At 67.7% G+C, this 15,485-nt stretch carries 15 protein-coding genes and 3 pseudogenes; 10 read left to right on the top strand and 8 right to left on the bottom strand.

Annotated elements, in window-relative coordinates; all coding sequences use genetic code 11:
• Nucleotides 1–257 precede the first annotated feature (257 nt).
• A complete protein-coding gene (locus E6R60_RS07305) occupies nucleotides 258–941 on the top strand; it encodes a LuxR C-terminal-related transcriptional regulator (protein WP_136325618.1) in 684 nt (227 codons plus the stop codon).
• Nucleotides 942–1,195: 254 nt separating this feature from the next.
• Here E6R60_RS07305 and E6R60_RS07300 read toward each other — a convergent pair whose 3' ends face one another.
• From E6R60_RS07300 to E6R60_RS07290, 3 genes and pseudogenes are all read right to left on the bottom strand, one after another.
• A complete protein-coding gene (locus E6R60_RS07300) occupies nucleotides 1,196–1,429 on the bottom strand; it encodes a hypothetical protein (protein WP_136325617.1) in 234 nt (77 codons plus the stop codon).
• Nucleotides 1,426–2,037, bottom strand: a pseudogene (locus tag E6R60_RS07295) (AMP-binding protein); the annotation flags it as partial. The pseudogene E6R60_RS07295 and the gene E6R60_RS07300, both read right to left, overlap by 4 nt.
• Nucleotides 2,038–2,059: 22 nt before the next feature.
• A complete protein-coding gene (locus tag E6R60_RS07290) occupies nucleotides 2,060–2,992 on the bottom strand; it encodes a glutaminase (RefSeq protein ID WP_136325615.1) in 933 nt (310 codons plus the stop codon).
• Between the two features lie 307 nt (nucleotides 2,993–3,299).
• Here E6R60_RS07290 and E6R60_RS07285 point away from each other — a divergent pair, with 307 nt between their 5' ends.
• Together E6R60_RS07285 and E6R60_RS07280 are read left to right on the top strand one after the other, a co-directional pair.
• Nucleotides 3,300–3,515 carry a substrate-binding domain-containing protein gene (locus E6R60_RS07285; RefSeq protein ID WP_136325614.1) on the top strand — a complete coding sequence of 72 codons (216 nt, stop codon included), beginning with the start codon at nucleotides 3,300–3,302 and terminating at the stop codon, nucleotides 3,513–3,515.
• A gap of 240 nt (nucleotides 3,516–3,755) precedes the next feature.
• A complete protein-coding gene (locus tag E6R60_RS07280) occupies nucleotides 3,756–5,243 on the top strand; it encodes a right-handed parallel beta-helix repeat-containing protein (protein ID WP_240802434.1) in 1,488 nt (495 codons plus the stop codon).
• Between the two features lie 675 nt (nucleotides 5,244–5,918).
• On the opposite strand, the gene E6R60_RS07275 is transcribed toward E6R60_RS07280, so the two are convergent.
• The 3 genes from E6R60_RS07275 to E6R60_RS37210 all read right to left on the bottom strand — a co-directional run bounded on the left by E6R60_RS07275 (nucleotide 5,919) and on the right by E6R60_RS37210 (nucleotide 8,105).
• Complete coding sequence (locus E6R60_RS07275) at nucleotides 5,919–6,515, bottom strand: NAD(P)-binding domain-containing protein (protein ID WP_136325613.1); 597 nt, start codon at nucleotides 6,513–6,515, stop codon at nucleotides 5,919–5,921.
• Nucleotides 6,516–6,572: 57 nt separating this feature from the next.
• Complete coding sequence (locus E6R60_RS07270) at nucleotides 6,573–7,406, bottom strand: 3'(2'),5'-bisphosphate nucleotidase CysQ (RefSeq protein WP_136325612.1); 834 nt, start codon at nucleotides 7,404–7,406, stop codon at nucleotides 6,573–6,575.
• Between the two features lie 459 nt (nucleotides 7,407–7,865).
• Nucleotides 7,866–8,105, bottom strand: coding sequence for a hypothetical protein (locus tag E6R60_RS37210; protein WP_240802433.1), 240 nt, complete (start codon nucleotides 8,103–8,105; stop codon nucleotides 7,866–7,868).
• A 757-nt stretch (nucleotides 8,106–8,862) separates the two neighbouring features.
• On the opposite strand from E6R60_RS37210, the gene E6R60_RS07260 reads away from it, so the two are divergent.
• The 6 genes and pseudogenes from E6R60_RS07260 to E6R60_RS07240 form a co-directional block, all read left to right on the top strand.
• Nucleotides 8,863–9,063, top strand: a complete 201-nt coding sequence (locus tag E6R60_RS07260) for a hypothetical protein (RefSeq protein WP_136325611.1) — start codon at nucleotides 8,863–8,865, stop codon at nucleotides 9,061–9,063.
• 147 nt (nucleotides 9,064–9,210) lie between these two features.
• Nucleotides 9,211–9,573: a hypothetical protein gene (locus tag E6R60_RS07255; RefSeq protein WP_136325610.1), complete on the top strand. Its 363-nt coding sequence runs from the start codon at nucleotides 9,211–9,213 to the stop codon at nucleotides 9,571–9,573.
• On the top strand, nucleotides 9,570–9,950 hold the full coding sequence (locus E6R60_RS07250) for a hypothetical protein (RefSeq protein WP_136325609.1): 381 nt from the start codon (nucleotides 9,570–9,572) through the stop codon (nucleotides 9,948–9,950). The genes E6R60_RS07255 and E6R60_RS07250 overlap by 4 nt, the downstream gene beginning before the upstream one ends.
• Nucleotides 9,951–10,089: 139 nt before the next feature.
• Nucleotides 10,090–10,602, top strand: a complete 513-nt coding sequence (locus tag E6R60_RS36600; protein ID WP_168713557.1) for a hypothetical protein — start codon at nucleotides 10,090–10,092, stop codon at nucleotides 10,600–10,602.
• Nucleotides 10,566–11,165: a hypothetical protein gene (locus E6R60_RS07245; RefSeq protein ID WP_168713556.1), complete on the top strand. Its 600-nt coding sequence runs from the start codon at nucleotides 10,566–10,568 to the stop codon at nucleotides 11,163–11,165. The genes E6R60_RS36600 and E6R60_RS07245 overlap by 37 nt, the downstream gene beginning before the upstream one ends.
• A gap of 370 nt (nucleotides 11,166–11,535) precedes the next feature.
• Nucleotides 11,536–12,125: pseudogene (locus E6R60_RS07240) on the top strand (IS110 family transposase); the annotation flags it as partial.
• Between the two features lie 359 nt (nucleotides 12,126–12,484).
• Here E6R60_RS07240 and E6R60_RS07230 read toward each other — a convergent pair.
• Together E6R60_RS07230 and E6R60_RS07220 are read right to left on the bottom strand one after the other, a co-directional pair.
• Nucleotides 12,485–13,120, bottom strand: coding sequence for a hypothetical protein (locus E6R60_RS07230; protein WP_206309360.1), 636 nt, complete (start codon nucleotides 13,118–13,120; stop codon nucleotides 12,485–12,487).
• Nucleotides 13,121–13,667: 547 nt separating this feature from the next.
• The gene (locus tag E6R60_RS07220; protein ID WP_136325606.1) at nucleotides 13,668–14,588 is read right to left on the bottom strand and encodes a LysR family transcriptional regulator; all 921 of its coding nucleotides are present in this window, start codon (nucleotides 14,586–14,588) and stop codon (nucleotides 13,668–13,670) included.
• A 129-nt stretch (nucleotides 14,589–14,717) separates the two neighbouring features.
• On the opposite strand from E6R60_RS07220, the pseudogene E6R60_RS07215 reads away from it, so the two are divergent.
• Nucleotides 14,718–14,888 (top strand): annotated as a pseudogene (locus E6R60_RS07215) (3'(2'),5'-bisphosphate nucleotidase CysQ); the annotation flags it as partial.
• Nucleotides 14,889–15,485 lie beyond the last annotated feature (597 nt).

Below are 15,485 nucleotides of genomic sequence, written 5' to 3'. Positions count from 1 at the left end.
GGCGGATGGCGTCCCTGGAATTGGTGTAGGCGATCAAATGCGGGGGGTGCGCCGGGGTGGGCACACGAGGACCGCTCAACCTTCGATGAGAATCACTCAACCTTTGCCGCGGCATCACGCGCGAGCTCCTGCGGGCGACCCACGACCAGTTTGCCCTCGTGGCCTCGTACTGCCAGAGCTCGGCCCTGCTGGCCGGGCACAGCGAGCAAGCGAAGGCGCTCGCGGAAGTGGAGAGAGGCCTTGAGGAGTTGGCCCACATGCCCCAGGAACGATGGCTGCGCAGCTATCTGCTGGCCATGAAGGTGCTGTGCCTGTGGTCATCGGGCGAGCTGGACCCCGCCCGGAATCTCGGTCGAACCGTTCTGCTCGATGCGCTGGAACAGGGCGACACCATGAGTGCTGGGGTCTCCGCGGAGTACTTGTCCTGGGTGGCCTGCGGCAAGAATGAATACGAGTTGGCGGCGGCCCTGTTGGGCGGGGCGGGAGCACTGTGGCGCCAGGTCGGCGCGCTCCTGTGGGGCGAAAGCGGGTTGACCAGCCTGCATACGGCCACAGAATCCGAGCTGACGGCCGCGCTCGGCGCCGTGCGCTTCACCCAGCTCTACACTTACGGCGCGAATCTTCCTCCTCACGAGCTGGCCGAGCTGGTCGATGTGGCGGGCGAGGATGCGCGCCTCAAACACGTCCTCGCATTCGGCAGCGTCGACGGCAGCCCCCTGGGCCCGCTCACTCCGAGAGAACGCGAAGTGGCCCAGCTCATCGCGGACGGACTGAGCAACGGTGTCATCGCGGAGCGCCTCGTCATCTCCAAGCGCACGGCCGACACCCACGCCGAGAACATCTTCTCCAAACTCGGCTTCACCTCCCGCACCCAGGTCGCCGCCATGATCGCTGAACTCGGCAAGGACACGGTCGTCGCCGACCCGCCCCGCCGGGAGTGAGCGGCGAGCTCACCGCAGCTTGCTGTGGCGTCGCGCAAGCCCCGGTGGCGTGAGGACGAAGAACGTTGTGTTCTCATGCGCTGACCGGGGACGTACCGGCCGGCTGCCTCCCACTCCCGAGCGAGGCCGGTGAAGATCGGCTCCAGCTCGCTGTACGGCTCTGGCTCACGGTCGCCTGGCCGGGAGACCTGACGGGCGTGAACCAGGTCATCGTCGTCGGGCCGTCGGGTTCGGGGCTGCGGAAGGTGTCTGGACTACCCACCGGTCCGTGCCCAGATATGAAGAGCGGACCCGGCCACCCCGGCATCAAGGATCACGGCGAACTCCTCACGCGCGATGGCCACGACCTCCTCGATCGTGGGCCGGCGCCCCTTGGGGCCACGGTCGGCAGCCAGCCGGACGGCTGCCCGGGCCACGAGCGTTTCGCGCTCGACATCGTTCAGGGAGTTGTCCTGAAGCCCGGTCAGGAGTTGCCGCCACGTGGTCACCGCCGTGTGGTGGGTTTGAGTGAACGACCGGTGACGGTTGCGGCTTCACCCCAACTGCGCGAGCCGGCCGAGGTGTTCTCTTCGTGTTCGCTCAGGGGCAGGCGTGATCCGCTGAGAAGCACCGCCCGCAGACCATAGGCCTGCCCCCCGGCCAGGGGCGTTCTCTGCACTCCGGCGTTCAGGGCCCCGGCGTGTACCGCGCGCTGGCTGAGCACGATGTCCGAGGCGACGCCTGTCGAGGCCACGGTGCGGACCAGGACGGCCGGGTCATCATCGGCCCGGGCGACAACGGCGGAGTGGTAGGGCCAGAACGCCAGTTGGGAAAGGAAATCCGGCCCGGCCGGGATGAGCATCGTGTCCCCCGTCCCGGCTTCCTGGGCGACTTTCGTGTCCGGCGAAATGAAGATCAGCCGCGCGCCGAAGGCGTTGCCGCCGCGCTGTCTCGCGAGCGACGGAGGCGTGGGACGCAGTGGCATGACGATCGCCCCGGTGCGCAGCGCACCGAAACAGAGCACTGCGAAGGCAAGGCCGTACGGCAGTCTCATCCCCACACGGTCACCGGGGCGCACTCCATGGGCGAGGAGCTGGAGGGCGATCTGCTCCAGGTGGGCGGTGAGGCTTCGAGACCAGTCAGAAGACCGACAGTCCCGTGAGTGTGGTGAAGAGGTCCAGCGCCGCTACGCCGGCGACGGAGTTGCCCCGTTCGTCCAGGCCGGGGCTCCACACGCACAGGGCGCAGCGGCCGGGCACGACGGCGATGATGCCGCCGCCCACCCCGCTCTTGCCGGGCAGGCCGACGCGGTAAGCGAAGTCGCCAGCGGCATCATAGGTTCCGCAGGTCAGCATGACGGCGTTGACCTGCTTGGCCTGGCTGCGGGTCAGCAGCCGGGTGCCGTCGGTGCGTATGCCGTGCCGGGCCAGGAGGGTCGCCGCCAGCGCGAGGTCGGCGCAGGAGGCGGTGACCGAGCACTGGCGGAAGTACTGGTCGAGCAGGAGCGGGACAGGGTTGTCGATGTTGCCGTAGGAGGCCATGAAGTGGCCGAGGGCGGCGTTGCGGTTGCCGTGCGCGGATTCCGAGGCGGCGATCGCCAGGTCGAAATCGAGTTCCGGGTTCCCGCTTTCGGCACGCAGCAGCCGCAGCAACTCGCCCGATGCGTCACCGGTGCGGGTGTGGAGGCGGTCGGTGACGACCAGGGCGCCGGCGTTGATGAACGGGTTGCGGGGGATGCCGTTCTCGTACTCGAGTTGTACCAGGGAGTTGAACGGGTTGCCGGACGGTTCGCGGCCCACGTGCTCCCACAGTTCGTCGCCCTCGTGGGCCAGGTCCAGGGCCAGGGTGAAGACCTTGGTGATGGACTGCGTGGAGAACGGCTCGCGCCACTCGCCCACGCCGTGGACGGCGCCGTCCAGCTCGGCGACGGCCATGCCGAAGGCGCGGGGGTCACGGGTGGCGAGCGCCGGGATGTAGTCGGCGGACTGCCCCCGGCCCGGCGTCCGCGCGATCTCCTCGGCAATATGTTCCAGAATCTGCTGATAGTCGATCGTCGATGTCACGACGCCCATTGTGCGGCTCGTCGCCAGTGGCCTTCCCGTCGGCCGGACGCAGACGAACCATGACTTCACCGACCCTGTGCGACACGACGCGCCCAACCCGTCCGGACGGGCCGCGAGTTCGCGTGACCAGCGGAGGCACTCACAGTCGCGCTGGTTGGAACGGCTGGATAAAGCGGGGCAGGATCTGCACTGGCACGAGCGAACGATCAGACGGCTGTTCGTCTCAGGTGGACGTCCGTTGGGCCGGACACGGGCGGCGGAGGATGAGAAAGGGGCAGGCGGAAAGCGAACTCGAAAGTGGTGTCACCGGGCCGGGATGCGTTGGCAGACCGCTGATCAGGGGCATGATCGCCGCCCTGGGGCCCCGCCGCTCACCGCGGTCGCTCCACCGAAGAAGGCCGTTGGAGGCGAGGCGGTCGACCTGCTCCTGCGCAGGATGGCGGGCGGTGACGTAATCGCCCCGCCGGTGCGGCACGTGCAGCTGCTGCCCATGCTCACCGTCCGCGACTCCTGCGGCCGACCGGCCCACTGACACCACCCTGATGCGGCGGACCCAGCCCTTCGAGTCAGGGCCGGCCCCCCGCCAGCGCTTCCGAAGCCGACGATGCACACCCGAACACCCGCCCGTTCGGCCGACCACGAGATGAGCATTCACAGCCTCTTCCGACACTCAGATCGATCATTCGATCAATCAGTGGTTGTATTGATCGAATCTCTTGACCTGATCAATCGTGACCTCTACTTTCGGGCCACCCACCCAGGAGGTTCTCGCATGAGCGTCAGAGTCAGTCGCCTGCTCTTCGCCGCATCCATCGCCCTCATCGGCACCGCTGTCGTGCCGGGTCAGTCTGCTCTGGCGGCCGGTTCCCTCACCTACGTCGACTGTTCGCGGTCCACCGCGGGGACCGGCACCCAGGCCAGCCCCTTCAACAGCATCGCCCAGGCCAACGCGAAGACCTACACAGCCGGCGACTCGCTCGCCTTCGCCTCCGGCACCGCCTGCAAAGGTGCGCTCGCCCCGAAGGGCAGCGGCACCGCAAGTCAGCCCATCACCCTCACCCGCTACGGTTCGGGCGAACTGCCGGTCCTGAACGGCGACGGAGCCGCGGATGCCCTCTCGCTGACCAACCAGGACAACTGGAGGATCAGCTACCTCAAGATCACCAACCCATCCGACTCCCTCGCACGGCGCACGGGCCTGCGGATCTCCGCAACCGACGGCAAGGCCCACACCGGATTCGACATCGGCAACCTCGTCATCGACCGTGTCGCCGGCCAGACCAACAAGACGGGTTCCGTCACCGAGGACTACGTACAGTCGGGAAGTGTCGTCACCGGCGCCTCCGGGGCGAACTCGACGCTCAACGACGTACACGTGCACCACAACACCGTGAGCAACACGGGCGGCGGCGGCCTGAAGATCCGTACCGGTTCCATGGCCACCAAGGGCAACGGTGTCCTCGTCGAATACAACACCGTCAAGGACGTCGGCGGTGACGGCATCATCGTCAGCTACGCGAACTCGCCCATGATCCAGTACAACGACGCCTCCGGCGTGGGCAACGGCGTATACCCTTTCTCCGGCGGCAACTTCGCCGGGATCTGGGTGCTCGGCGACCACAACCCGACCATTCAGAAGAACGCGGTGTACGACACCACCAAGATGTCCGCAGCCGACAGCCAGGCGTTCGACTGCGACTGGGGCAACACCGGCGACTGCACGATTCAGTACAACTACAGCCGTGACAACATCGGCGGCTTCTTCCTCGACTGCGACGGCTGCGGCACGATAGGCGGCGCCAAGCAGGTCATCCGCTACAACATCTCCGAGAACGACTGCCGCATGAGCAGCAACAGCGCGGGCCGGTCGGCGTTGCACATGTACAACAACGTCCTGTACTGCACGGACAAGAAGTTCAACGTCACACTCCCCGGCGAAAGTGTCGTCGAGAACAACATCTTCGTCGGTACGGCCGACTCCCAACTGCCCGCCAGGACCGGGATCCAGTGGTCCTGGAACGTCTTCCAGGGCGTGCCCCGGCCTACGTCCAACGGCATCGCCGGCGACCCGCAGTTCCTCGCTCCCGGCACCGGCGGCAGCTCCATCCACGAGGTGGACGGCTACAAGCTGAAGTCCACCTCGCCCGCCCTCGGCAACGGCGCCCTCATCACCGACAACGGGAGCCGGGACTACTGGGGCAACACCCTCTCAGCGACCACGAAGCCCAACCGCGGCGCCTACCAGGGCCCAGGTCTGTAGCCAAGGGCCGACATCTGCTCCAGGACTGTCATGCGCAAGCCAAACCGACGTGACGGCCCGGCGACACACGGATGACCGTGGAGCGGGCATGCGCGGGGCCCTGTAACGGGGCCACCCACGAGAACCCGCTCTGCGTACCCTGGGCGCCGCCGCCTGGGAGCCGACCGCTCTCCCCCGCCGAAGTCGAGGACCTTCACCACGACGGACAACGAGATGAGGATGGTGCACGGCTTGATGTCCCGGAGCATGACCCCGGCCGCAGAGACCCGAGGCACCGCGGGGTATCCGGGCCTCACTGTGGCTGGTCCGGAACCCGCTGGCGCACGCGGTGCGCTTGCACTTTCCATCACTGTGCTGGCTGATGTGCGGGGCTGTGCCACGTCGAGAACGAGCGCCCGCCGGACCGGGCATCGTGCCCAGCGGCGCACACCTGCTGTTCGCCGTGTCAGCGGGCGCAGGCTCGGGCCAGCCGTCTGGCGATCGTTGTCACGGGCGATCAGCCGGGGCATGCCCTTGTGGACTTCCCGGCCGCCTTTGGACGAGCTGCGTGGCGGTGGTCGGCGAGCAGTGCTTCGCGGGAGTGGTCCTCCCAGCGGATAATGAGGGCTTCTCCTCGGCGGACGTACTCTGACTCGCCACGCCCGGTTGTCTTTCAGCAGTGTGGTGTCGGGCCATTCAGCGGGTGATGGAGATGGCGAAGGGTGCGAATCCGCTGGATCGGATCACGTGGGGAACGAACAGGATCGCGGCCTCCGTGGCGCGGGCGGTCTCGATCCCGCCGAGGTCCGCGATCCATTCCTTCTGCCAGCCGAGGTCGGAGAGAAGCCCGCTTATGACCTGCTTGGCCTCCGAGTCCTCGCCGGAGAGGTAGACGGTCGGCGTCTGGGTGAGCGCGGCGGGGTCGGTCATCACCGGGAAGAGCATGGTGTTGAGTGTCTTGACGACGCGCGTGTCGGGGAGCGCTTCCTGGAGTTGCTCGGCCAGGCTCGAGCCGGGGTAGATCAGGTCGCCGGGCAGTCCGTCGGGTCCGTCGAGAGTGGCGTTGGAGACATCGACGAGGATCTTGCCCTGCAGTTCCTCGCGCAGTGCGGTGAGCCGTTCCAGCGCGCCGGCGCCCGGTGTGGCGTTGATGACGATCTGGGCGGTCCGGGCGGCGTTGGCGGCGGCGCCCGGCTCTCGGTCCACCGCGGTCACCTCGTGTCCGGCCCGGGTGAGGGCGGTGGCGAGGTTGCCGCCGACGCGGCCGTTTCCGAGAACTGCGATCGTGCTCATGCTGGTGTGGTCCTTCCGGTTCTTGCGGTGCTGGGGGTCTATTTGGTGTTGCGGGGGTCAGCGGGAGAGCGTGGTGACGGCCTGGGCGTGGACGCCGGGTGCGGCGGCCAGGAAGCTTTCGCTCTGCGGGGTCCAGGGGTTGCCCTGGGCGTCGGAGATCTTTCCGCCGGCCTCGGTGACGAGGAGCGCTCCGGGGAGCAGGTCCGCGCGGGCGCCGGCGTACTGCCAGAAGGCGTCGATCCGGCCCGCGGCCACGTTCACCAGGTGCAGGGTGGCGGGCACGGAAGTGCGCACGACGAGCGCGTCGAAGAGCATCGCGGTGATCGAGGAACCGATGCGCTGTACGACCTTCTCGTCCTCGTCGGGGCGGGCCTGACTCGTGGACACGATGCCCAGGCCGAGGTCCTTGGTCTGGGAGACGTGCAACGGGCGGCCGTCGACGTGGGCGCCGCCGCCGGCCAGGGCGGTGTAGGTCTCACCCGTCAACGGCAGGTGGACCGCGGTGAGCACCGGCTGGTTGTCGCGTACGAGTGTGGCGGTCACTGCCCAGTCCGGCAGGGCGTGCAGGTGGTTGACGTTGCCTTCGGCCGGGTCCACGAGCCACCACTCGCCGGCCGGCAGCGCCCCACCCGCGAGCTCGTCCTCCACGAAGCCGGCGCCCGGGCGCAGGCGGGTGAGGACGGGGCTCAGGATCTCGAGGGCCGCGTAGTCGTTGGCGGCGAGCGCCTGCATCAGCTCCTCGCGGGTCTCGTAGCGGACGACGTCTCCGAACCGCTCCCGCAGCACCGAACCCGCCGCGCGCACGGCGTCAGCGGTCCGGTCGAGCAGGTCGGCGTCGGAGATGGCGCCGGCGGTCGCAGCGATGTCGGTGGTCTGAAGCGACTCGGACATGGTGGTGCTCCCAACTGAGTAAGGGGAAATGAGGCGGACCGGGCGAAGCCGTGTTGCGTTCCCGCCTGCATTTCGAAGGTAGACGCGCCGATCATTAACTTCAAGTGCATGTAAAGCACGATTGGATTGAGTCTCGCGCAACTGAGGGGACCCCTCGTTACGGGAGGACACGCCGATAGCGCCCCCGATCGGGCATCGACGGCTTCTACGGCTGGGCGGTGACTCCGGGCCGCCGCTTTGCCAGGGTGCGCCAGCTCCCGCGCCAGCTCCCCCGGAGCCTGCAGTCCAGCGCGGAGGGGGGTCGCCCACTTCGGGTCGGCGCGGACCTTGCCGAGCACGCGCCAGTTCTTCAGGTGTGCGAAGCCGTGCTCGACCGGTGCCCGGACGGCGGCCAGCGTTTGTTGGACCGTTTATGGCTGCGGGTCAGGGGTCGGTTGCGGGCGGCCTTGTAGCCGGTGATCACCGCCGGGTCGCCGTCCGGACCGCTGTCGTCCAGGCCGACGAAGCCCAGGTCGGCGATCGCGCCGAGCCGGCTGCGCGGAGATGGGCGGTGAGGTGGTCGTACCGGGCGGTGATCTCCGAGGCCGTCCGGGACGCACCGCCCCATGCCGGACGGCCCTCGTCGTCGGTGAGTGCGATCACGAGCAGGCCGTGGCATTTGTGCTTGCCGGAGTAGTACCAGCGCAGTACCGCCGGCACGACCCCGCAAACTTCTCAGAAGACAGCGCCCGCACCGTGAGCCGATCTTCTTGCAGTGGCCGCGTATCAGGGTGGCGAGATAGCCCAGCTCCCCGGCGAGCACGTCCAGCTCACTCCGACGAGCCGTGGTCCGCTCCAACTCGGCGCATCCGCACGGCGACGGATCGTAGGCGGACCCTCACGACAAGCGCAGCAGAATCCGAGAACCGCCCCGACCGCCCTGACAGGCGATCTTCATCGTGGGCACCGGCGGCCGACCAGCGCGAGGCCGCCAAGATGCCCGCAGACCAGCCGACTTGCCCTTCAACTTCACGATGCCCACCGCTCATAAGCTCGCCTTCTTGATCTTGCATGAGGGCAAGACAATGCTCAGCAAGCCCTTGGACGCGCCTCGTAGTAGCCCATGAGATCGCCCCCTTCGGCTAGGAGCCATCGGTGACCAACACTGAAGACAGCGAGATCCACCACATATGGAGCCGCCTGGTGCAGGGGTTGCACGACAATGCTCCCGCGAGCGCCGCAGCACAATTTCCTCTGCCGCTGCCGAAGAGATCGTGGCAGCAGAGCAGGCGATTGGTGTTCCCTTTCCGACGGCGCTCCGTACCTGGCTGATGCTCAACAACGGTGTGCAAGTTGCCGACGGCCGTCTGGACCGAGCACCCGTACGCGACGGATGCTTCCTCCTGGACGGCTACCACCCCCTGTCCACTGCACTGATCCCCCTGTCTACCAGCGAATGATGCCGGCCTCCGGGGACGTGAATTCCTACCGGTCGTGGTGGAACCCACGATGGATCCCCTTCGCCGCGGACGACTGGTCGTACGGCTTCTTCGTCGACACCGGCAATGACACGATCGGGGAGTGGGGGGACTACGGATATCTCGTCACCGGTGCGTTCCCCTCCCTGGCCGCGTTCTTCGAGTGCGCGCTGGCGGACCTGCGCACCAGGTCCACATAGGACCATCCTCGGCGGGAGATTCAAGGCGAGCCGGCTCGGCGGGCCGCCCGGTCAAGCTCTCAAGCGAGCCAAGTGCTGGGCGGCGATCGCGTTCGTGGCCACGCACGCCTTCACCCAAGTCCGAGCCGAAAAGGGAAGCAGGTATCGATGACCACTCCGCAGATCGACATGGATGATCCGGAGGCCGACGCGACCGGCCCGGACGGCCTGATGTACTACCGCGGCGTGTTGTTCACGGGTGAGATGGTCGAGCAGTATGACGGCGGCCGGATCATGAGCCGGACGACCTATGCCGACGGCATGGAACACGGCCCGTCCCAGGGCTTTTACGCCGACGGCGCGCCTCAATCGGCGGGCATGGCCGCACAGAACAGGGCGGTCGGCGAGTGGCGTGAGTGGCACCCCGACGGCACGATCAAACAGATCGACCTCTGCGACGACACCGGCAGACTATGTGCCCGGCGGAAGTGGGACGCTGCGGGCATGCTGATTCAGGATGTGACGCAATGATCCTCGAACCTGTCGGAATGTACCGGGAGATGTACCGTGACCAGCACGGTGACCTGCCGTCGATCGCCGATGCCGTCACCCGGCAGACGCTGCCCGACCACGCGGAGATCATCGGGTACCTGAACAACGCACCGGCCGGTTTCGATGTGATGGAGTCAGTGAAACACCTCTTCGAAGAGGGCCGTTGGATCCCCGGCGGGTCGTCGTTGAACTCCGACGGCGTGTGGGTGTGGCGTCAGGATTCGATCGAGTACCTCGCTGAGCAGCTACTGGAGATTCCCGCCGGTTTCGTCAACTACGTGCGGGCCAATGGTTACAATCCACCAGCGGTCGACGCGAGCGACACGTTCTACGACGCGCTGCTCCGCTACTTCTGATCCCGAGCCCAGGATTCCACCCGCACCAGCCGTGCTCGACCGGTGTCCGCGCGGTGGCCACGCCGGTGAATCTCGCGCTCGTGCCGAGGCCGATGCCGATGGGGGACGGTTGTTGGACCGGACGTGAGGGGTGGGGACAATGGGCGAGGACGACAACCGCGACGGGGTCGACCGGAGGGTACGCGTTTCGCCGCCGGAAGGGCTCCGTGGAGCGAGAGCGGTCCGTACGCTGTGCGGATCGTTCTCGGCGGGCACGGTGGCGATCTCTCCGGACGGACGGCTCGGGCTGTGCGGAGGGGCTCGGGAACCGGTACGGCTGTGGGAGCTCGCCACCGGAAGGCGCCTGCGGGACCTCGGGTCACGCGGCGCGGGCCAGGCGGGGGTCGCCACCGACGGGCGGTGGGTGCTGGCGAGCGGCAAGGGAAGAATCCTACGGTGCACCCTGACCGGTGGGGCGCTCGCGTCGGAGACCTACCACCCCCAGGGCCTGCGCCCCCCGAGCAGAGTTCCGCCGCACGATCGCAGCAGATGCCTCGTCAGCGAGAACGGCGCGGTCGTTTTCAGCGCCACCACCCGCTTCGTGCTGGGCATCTGCAAGGACGACGCCCTGCGGATGTGGGACCTCACCGACGGAGCCTCACGCGGACGCTGACCGGACACACGGTCTGGCCCACCGCGGTGTGGCTCGGCCCGGACGCACGCCGGGCCGTTTCGGCGGGCAGCGACGCCGAGATCCGGGTCTGGGACATGGGCAGCGGTGAGTGCGTGGTGTTCCCGCACCCCGGCTCCTGGGTCTCCTCGGTGTGTTTGAGCCCCGATGGCCGCCTCGTGCTCGCCGCCGGCCAACACCGGGGCCGTCCCCTCTGGCTCCTGGACGCCGGCACCGGTGACTTCGTACGCGCCTTCGAGGACGTACAGGACTCCCCTTCGCTGAAAGACCCGGGGGACCGGTCCGGCGAGGTCCAGACGGCCCGGTTCACCTCCGATGGACGGTTCGTTGTCACGGGCGAGGACGACGGCCGGATACGGATCTGGGAGACGGCGACCGGCCGCTACGTCCGGACCCTGGTCGGGCACACCGACGAGGTCTACGGCATCGCGCTGACCCCGGACGACCGGATGCTCCTCTCAGGCAGCCTGGACGGCACCCTGAAGCTGTGGGAACTCGACTGGGAGTCGACGCCGTCCTGCTCAGGGCCGGGACCGCGCATCTGAGGGCCGCCACGCACACCGTGCAGCAGCGGCACGATCTCACCGCAGTCGGGGAGCTGATAGGACACCAGCGCGCGAGGTGCGTGATCTCCAGCAGATTTCCAGCCGAACGCTGGTGTGCCGGAAACAGACCCTAAGCTTGTCCTGTCTTTCAAGCGGGTCGGATCTGATCATTCGTAGGATCAGGGAAGCCCGGGGGTGCCCGTATGGCCGTGAGCTTGTCGCCGCTTGATGGCTCAATGAACTTGGCCGCCCGGAGCCCCGCGACGACTCGACCGCTCATTGGGATATGCGACTTGATCGCTTCGTAGGACAGCGCCGGCGAGGTCGTCTGCTGGGACCCATGAGAGATGACGAGCTGGCGGAGGTGGCCGTGCCCCAGATATGGGCCGGAGTGGACATCGGCAAGGAACACCACCACTGCGTGTGGTGACCGACGCCCAGGGCAAGCGCCTCCTGTCGCGGCGGGTCCTCAACGACGAGACCGTCCTCCTGGAGCTCATCGTTGACGTGCTGGCGCTCTCCGAGGACGTCCTGCGGGCGGTGGACATCAACCACGGCGGGGCGGCCCTGCTGATCGGACTGCTCCTGAGCGACAGCCAGCCGAGGGCCTACCTCACCGGCCTGGCGGTCCACCAGGCGTCCGCCGGCTACCGCGGCCGCGGCAAGACAGACGCAAAGGATGCTTTCGCCATCGCCGACCAGGCTCGGATGCGCAACGACCTGGGGCTGCTGCGGCCAGGCGACGAGATCGCGGTGGACCTGCGCACCCTGACAGGGCGCCGCACCGGCCTTGTCTGCGACCGCACCCGCCAGATCAACCGGATCACGGCCCAACTGCTGGAGATCTGACCGGCGTCGGAGCGGACGTCAGTTCTCGCGAACAAGGGCCCGGTCGTGCTGCTGACTGGCCACCAGACCCCGGCGGTGATCCGCCGCAGCGCCGCCAAGCGTCTCGCCACCGGCAGCCACCGGACAACGGGTGCACGGCCGGTCATTGACGGCCTGTCTTCGCGTGCGCTGTCCGAGATCACTGAACTCGAGCGCACTCGAAACTATCTGCAGCCAGGCGATGCCAGAGCGGCTGTGATCCTGTGGAAGAACTACGGCAGCCGCCCGAGCGTGATCTGTGACACGACTACGAGTGGGCAAGGTGCACTGGTACTGCCGCGGCAACCCTCTCGAAGCCCGAGCCCTCCTCGACACCGTGATGCAGGCCGTATTACCACGAAGCGCCCGCGAACTCCGAACGATCGTCAGCCGGTCAGATGCCGGTTGGAACCTTCCGTCCCCGCCCTACGACGCGGACGGGAGATAAAGAACTACGACTCTGGTGGGACGGCCGGACCGGGCAGGTCGAGAACACGGGCAAGAGCGGTTGTGACGGGAGCGCAGTGGTCAGGCAAGTGCCGGGATGCCCAGTCGGCGGCCAGTGCGAGGAAGCCAGCCAAGTCGCGCTCGGCACCGGCGAGTAGGAGGTGGAGCTCGGTGATGGGAAGTGTGATCACCGAGCTATCACGCTGCTCTGCGTTGGCAGTGAGTCTGACGAGGCCGCCGAAGCGCTCCGCAAGCGGTGAAACGGGATCGTGACCGAATCTCAGCGGGTTGCCATCGTCGGCGAACCGATGCCAGTCGCGCCAGCTCTCCAGCCCGTCACAGCAGCCAGGCAGGAAGGTGACGCTCGTGGAGGTGTCGATGACTCGCAGACCGCCTGGCGCGACGATGTCGTCCTCAAGCGTGAGCAGCCCGCGCAAGAAGTAGCCGAGAGCGCTGGCTGGCTGTGGCGTGTGATCGTCATCCGAGTCGTCCCCATTGTAGGCGGCGATGCGCATCACGACCGCCCCTACTTCGGGGGGTGAGAGCTCACCGCTGAGGCGCAGGAAGCTGAACGGCTCGAAGTCAGCGACAGGCCAAAGACCGAAGCCGTCAGGTGCATACATCTCCAGGACGGGCTGCATGATGATCACTCTGGGAAGTGTTCCGTACCCGCCGCCCGTATCGCCTCCCGATTACGGCGAGCTTCGGCCGATTGGGCTGAGCGCCTTCGGCTGCACCAAGGGCTGTCCCGCAATTCCTGGTGGATCAGCGCGCGGCGTCAGATGCGGTGCATCGCAAGGCGGAGAGGCGCCCGCACACTGCATGTATTCGGGCGTTTCGACAACGGGGCGAGGTGCCGTAGCTGTCGTCGCGCGCCCGCCAGGAATTGCGGGACAGCCCTTAGCCCACCGGTCCTGAAAGCGGCACGACGTCGACTAGTAGGGCTTTGTTAGGTATCTAGGCAGGTGGTCGTTCTGCTGGCTTCCGGCTGGTGTGAGGGCAGATGAACTCGGAGCGTGTCGGAGCCGGTTGGAGGAGTTCACTGGGCAGGTGTTCGCGCCTTTGGCGCGTGCTGACCAGCGAGTGGAGGGCGGGCTGTATCTGCGGGGCCTGCTGTCGGACGGGTGCCGGAAGTCGATGCTCTGCTCTCGGAATGGTTCCCCGGGCCCGCAGTGTGCTGGCGGGCCGCTACTGGTCGGGGGTGTGGGGGGTGGTGAACAGGGCTTGGAGGGTCTGGGTCGCTATGTTGAGCAGCCATGTGTGGGCGGGGTCGTCGTCGTAGCGCTGGTGCCAGAGCAGATAGAGAGGTACGGGCGGCAGGTCGAATGGCAGCTGAAGCGTGGTCAGGCCCAGCTGGTCGCGGGCAGCGCGCGTGACCGCGTCGGGGAGGGTGACCACGACGCCGGCGTCGCGGGCGAGCCGTAGTGCGGTGTCCGTCGCGGGGGCGGAGACCATGACCCGGCGCTCGTGGCCGAGGGCGGCGACGACCTCGTCGACCCGGTCGCGCAGGCTTCCACGCCGAGAGACGGTCACGTGATCGGCCGCCGCGTACCTCTCGACGGTCACCGGCCCTTCGGTGAGCGGATGACCTGCCCGGACAGCGAGGACGACCCTGTCCTGACCGATGAGGCGGTGACGGATGTCGGGCTGGGACGGCGGATCGGCACTTGAGGCCACATCGACCTCCCCGCGCCGCAGCTCAGGGGTGTCGTGGCCGGGCTCGACCGTGAGACGCATCTTGACCCCCGGGGCCTGGCGGTGCACCGCGGCGACGAGGGCGGTCCCGCAGGCGGTAGTGAGGGCGTCGTGCAAGCGGATGGTGAATACCCGCTCCAGGCCCGCCAGGTCGAGTTCCGTGTGGGCGGACAGCAACTGGTGTGCCTGCCGTACCAGGGTATGGACCTCGGTGCGCATGGCCAGCGCGCGGGGGGTGGGTGTCATGTGGCGTCCGGTGCGGACCAGGATCTGGTCGCCGGTGGCCTTGCGGATACGGCCCAGCGAGCGACTCATCGCCGGCGCGGTGACGTGAAGCCGGGCTGCGGCTCCGGTCACGCTGCCTTCTTCCAGCAGCGCGTCCAGGGCCGTGAGCAGATTCAGATCCAGTTGCATGACAGGAACTATATATATGAGGACCATGTAGTTGGTGTTAATGATGGCGGGTTCCACACGGCCCCCTTCGGGGTCGCCTCCCGGGCGCAGGGTGGCTCCGGCGCCCTCCACCACTGTGGCCACCGCGGGACGGGTGACACCTACACCGCCACCGCCGGCGGCGGCGCCCACCTCAACGGCCGCCGCCTGACCGTCTCGGCCAAGAGCGACCTGGGCGCCACCCTGACCGGCACCGGACAGGCCCGCCCCGGCGAGAGCGCCGGCACCTTCCGCCGGATCGGCGCATCGGTCACCGCCATGCCGCATCCGGAATGGCACCGCCTGATTTCGCTCCGGAAGCTCCGTCTCGAGGCCCTTCAGTAGCCCGGGAACCATCGGGGCCAGTGACGCCGTCGCGACATGTCCGCGGGGTCAGCGCAGGAGCCTCGGCGACGGTCTGATGTTCGGACAGGACGACGAGTGGTTCGCCGCGCTGATCGTGCGGGGGTCCGGTCGCTGGGCGGACGAAGGCGTGTACTCCAACTGCCGAGGGCCAGCTCGAACCCCGCGCGTTCGAGTACCGCCGCCACGGCACCGCCTCCATCGTCGCCGCACTGGACGTCCGCACCGGACAGGTCCTGGTCGAGGACATCACGCGCAACGACTCGGTCACCTTCATCGCCTTCCCGCCATTGCTGGAGCACGCTGTCCCCGCGGATTGACCGATCCACGTGATCCTGGAAACTGCTCTGCGCACACCTCGAAGGCGACCCGGTCCTGGCTGGTCGAGCACCCGCGCCTCGGCCACGACACCCCCCAGCACGTCGTATTCGCCAGGGTCGACACTGAGGCTCAGCGAGAACTGGCGCCGGTGCGGGTCGTTGCGCTCCGGGAGGGTCACAGCCGACCGGCGGCTAC

The organism is Streptomyces sp. A0642, from assembly GCF_004795105.1.
Taxonomy (GTDB): domain Bacteria; phylum Actinomycetota; class Actinomycetes; order Streptomycetales; family Streptomycetaceae; genus Streptomyces.
Note: the sequence above shows the minus strand (reverse complement) of the source record. Positions and strands in the feature narration are given on the sequence as shown.